General features: G+C 59.7%; 1 protein-coding gene. It reads left to right on the top strand.

Features of this window, described 5'->3' with window-relative positions; translation table 11 throughout:
• The first annotated feature begins 910 nt into the window (after positions 1-910).
• Positions 911-2,971, top strand: coding sequence for a recombinase family protein (locus tag VGI36_14060; protein HEY2486271.1), 2,061 nt, complete (start codon positions 911-913; stop codon positions 2,969-2,971).
• Positions 2,972-3,102 lie beyond the last annotated feature (131 nt).

Raw genomic sequence — 3,102 nt, forward strand, 5'->3', positions numbered from 1 at the left:
AATCATGTCCTCCTCCTGGAGGTTATTGGGGCCACTCGAAACTGCTGATGGTATGCTGATGTTCGGTGTGTCGACGGCCATGATCATAGCCATCCTACAGCGATTGGTCGTGATTAGGTTTGGCGACCTCGACAGCTAAATCCGCGAACGCCGGTCTGTGAGAGCGGCACGTAGCCCTGTGCTCCGCAAAAATTGTCGGCCTCAAGCAGCAACGGCGCCGACACGATATTCGTGGTAAAGGCCGTTCAAGATCGGGCGAGCCACTACTGAGGCCGGGCGGTCAAGCCGGTAGCGATTACGTTGCAAACGCGCCCGCAGGTCTGGCCGGGGCTCGGGAATACCCGGACCGAGAGACGAGTGGGGCCTGCCGCGGTTGTACAACCGAGCGCTGCAAAACCCATGTGACCGAAAGTGTAGAGGTGCTTTATCCATGGCATCCGTGGTTCGGTCGGACAGTCTATATACATGAAGTCATTGAGCGTGGCAGCGGACGAATCTTTCGCTGCGATCTGGGCAAGAGACCGACTGCGCGTTGCATGAATGTTCCCGCCTGGATGTTCGATCGTGCAGCGTGCTTTCGGACTCGGCTGGCCGATGCTCCGCAGGTCGAACTGGCGGCGCTGAACTGTTTAAAAGCGTTGCTTGCTGAGGTTGCACCTCGAACGTCTGCAACAACCGTAGTGGTAGGAGCTGGGCATCCCTTGGAGAGACGAGGAGATGCCGATGCCACGCCGCAATCGCCAATTACCAACTGTGCAACTCGATCTGTTCCGATCGTCGAGTCCTCACTCACTGGAGTGGCCACGCCTGTCGGCGGAGGTGCGGGAGAAAGTGACGCGCTTAATTGCGCAGATGCTGAGTACACCCGAGCTTGGCAATCTTCCCAGCCACCCCCACGGAGGCCACGACGATGAGTGACAAGATCAAGCCACATCATCTCCAGCGCAAAGCCGTACTCTACATCCGGCAGTCCTCCGCCCATCAGGTTATCCACAACCGTGAGAGCCGCAGCCTTCAATATGCGATGCGCGAGCGGCTCGCGGTCCTGGGTTGGTCGAACATTGAGATAATCGACGACGACCTCGGTATCTCTGCAGCTGGCACCGCGACCCGCGCCGGGTTTGAGCGCATGGTGGCGGAAGTGTGCCTCGGCAAGGTCGGAGCAGTGGCGGCGCGTGAGGTATCACGCTTCGCTCGCAACAGTCGCGATTGGCAGCAACTCATCGAGATGTGTCGCGTAGTCGACACGCTGCTGGTTGACCAGGAGGCCATCTACGCGCCGCGTCAGAGCAATGATCGGCTCCTGCTCGGGCTGAAAGGAAGTCTCAACGAGTACGAACTTGATCTCTTGCGCCAGCGCTCGCTTGCGGCGCGACATCAGAAAGCGCGGCGCGGCGAATTAATCGTTGCCGCACCAGTGGGTTACCTGAAGACTGACGAACAAAAGCTTGAGAAGGACCCTGATCGCCGGGTCCAGCAAGCGATCGCCCTGGTCTTCAGCAAATTCTCCGAACTCGGAAGCGTGCGACAGACGCTACTGTGGTTCCTTGAACATGGGTTGGATCTGCCGGCGAGACCGCACGGCGAGATCGTTTGGAAACGGCCCCGCTATGCTACCGTCTATCGCATTCTCACCAACCCGACCTATGGGGGCGCCTATGCTTACGGTAAGACCGGTGCGTCCACGGTCTATGACAGCGCGACTGCGCGGCCCAGCGTTCGGCGCAAACCGCGCGAACAATGGTTGGCCTTGCACCCCGGCACCCACGAGGGCTATGTCGCGTGGGAGCGGGCGGAGGCAATTCGGCGCATGATCATCGACAACAACTATGGTGGAGAACACCCAGGCGCGGCCAAGGATGGCGACGCGCTCCTGGCCGGCATTCTCCGTTGTCGACGCTGCGGACGGAAGTTGACGGTGCGCTATACAGGTCGAGGGCACGATGTCCTGCGCTATTCCTGTACCCGTGGCTGGCTGGACAACGGTGAGCCGCGCTGTATCGCCTTCGGCGGGTTAAAAGTGGATGACGCCATCGCGGCGGAAGTTCTCAGAGTGGTGCAGCCCGCAGCTATTGAGGCTGCGAAGCAAGCGCAACAGCAGGAAGTGCAGCAGCGCGATGAGGTGCGGGCCGCTTTGCTGCGAGATCTCGAGGCCGCACGCTTTGCTGCCGATCGTGCCTTTCGGCAATACGACGCCACCGATCCACAGAACCGCTTGGTTGCGGCCGAGCTGGAATTACGCTGGAACCGGGCGCTCGAACGTGTGACCAACTTGCAGGAGCGCATCGATGCTCATGATCGCCAACGACCCGCGCCGACCTCGACCACGCCGGATGACTTTGGGTCGCTCGCCACGGACTTGAAAACCGTGTGGGCCGATCCGGCCATCGATGCGCGGTTAAAGAAACGCATCGTACGAACCTTGCTTCATGAGGTTATTGCCGATATCGAGCCGTCAGCCGGTGAGATAGTCCTTGTGCTCCACTGGGTTGGCGGTGTTCATACCGAATTGCGTCTGCCCAGGCGCCGACGTGGACAATGCAAGGGCACGGCGGTGGAGATCATCGAAGCCGTGCGCGTATTGGCGCGCATCGCCAATGATGACTTAATCGCAGGTCTGCTCAATCGTAACCGGCTAACGACTGGCTATGGAAATCGTTGGACCCGCGAGCGGGTGACTTCGCTGCGCTCTCACCACAAAATCCCGGTCTATTCTCAGCAAATTCGCGAGCATGAAGGTTGGATGACGCTGACCCAGGCTGCGGCTACACTCGCGGTTAGCGCCAAGACGTTGCGCCTAGCCGCTGAACGCGGAGAGGTGGAGGCACAGCATCCCTTGCCCGATGGTCCTTGGATCTTCAACCAAGCTGCTCTCGAGACTGAAGCTGCTCGACGCCTCGCCCCACGCAACCGGAACACCCCCGCAGGACATGACTCGCAGCAACAAAACCTCGATTTATCAATGACATAGCCAGGTGGGTAGTATGAATCACGATTGTAGTAGGCGGCGTAGGCTTTGAGAATCCGACGCAGGTGCGGTTCGCCCGAAACCACCAGGTGGTCAAGACATTCGCGGCGAATCGAACCGATGACTCGCTCGAC

The organism is Candidatus Binataceae bacterium, from assembly GCA_036495685.1.
GTDB lineage: Bacteria > Desulfobacterota > Binatia > Binatales > Binataceae > JAFAHS01.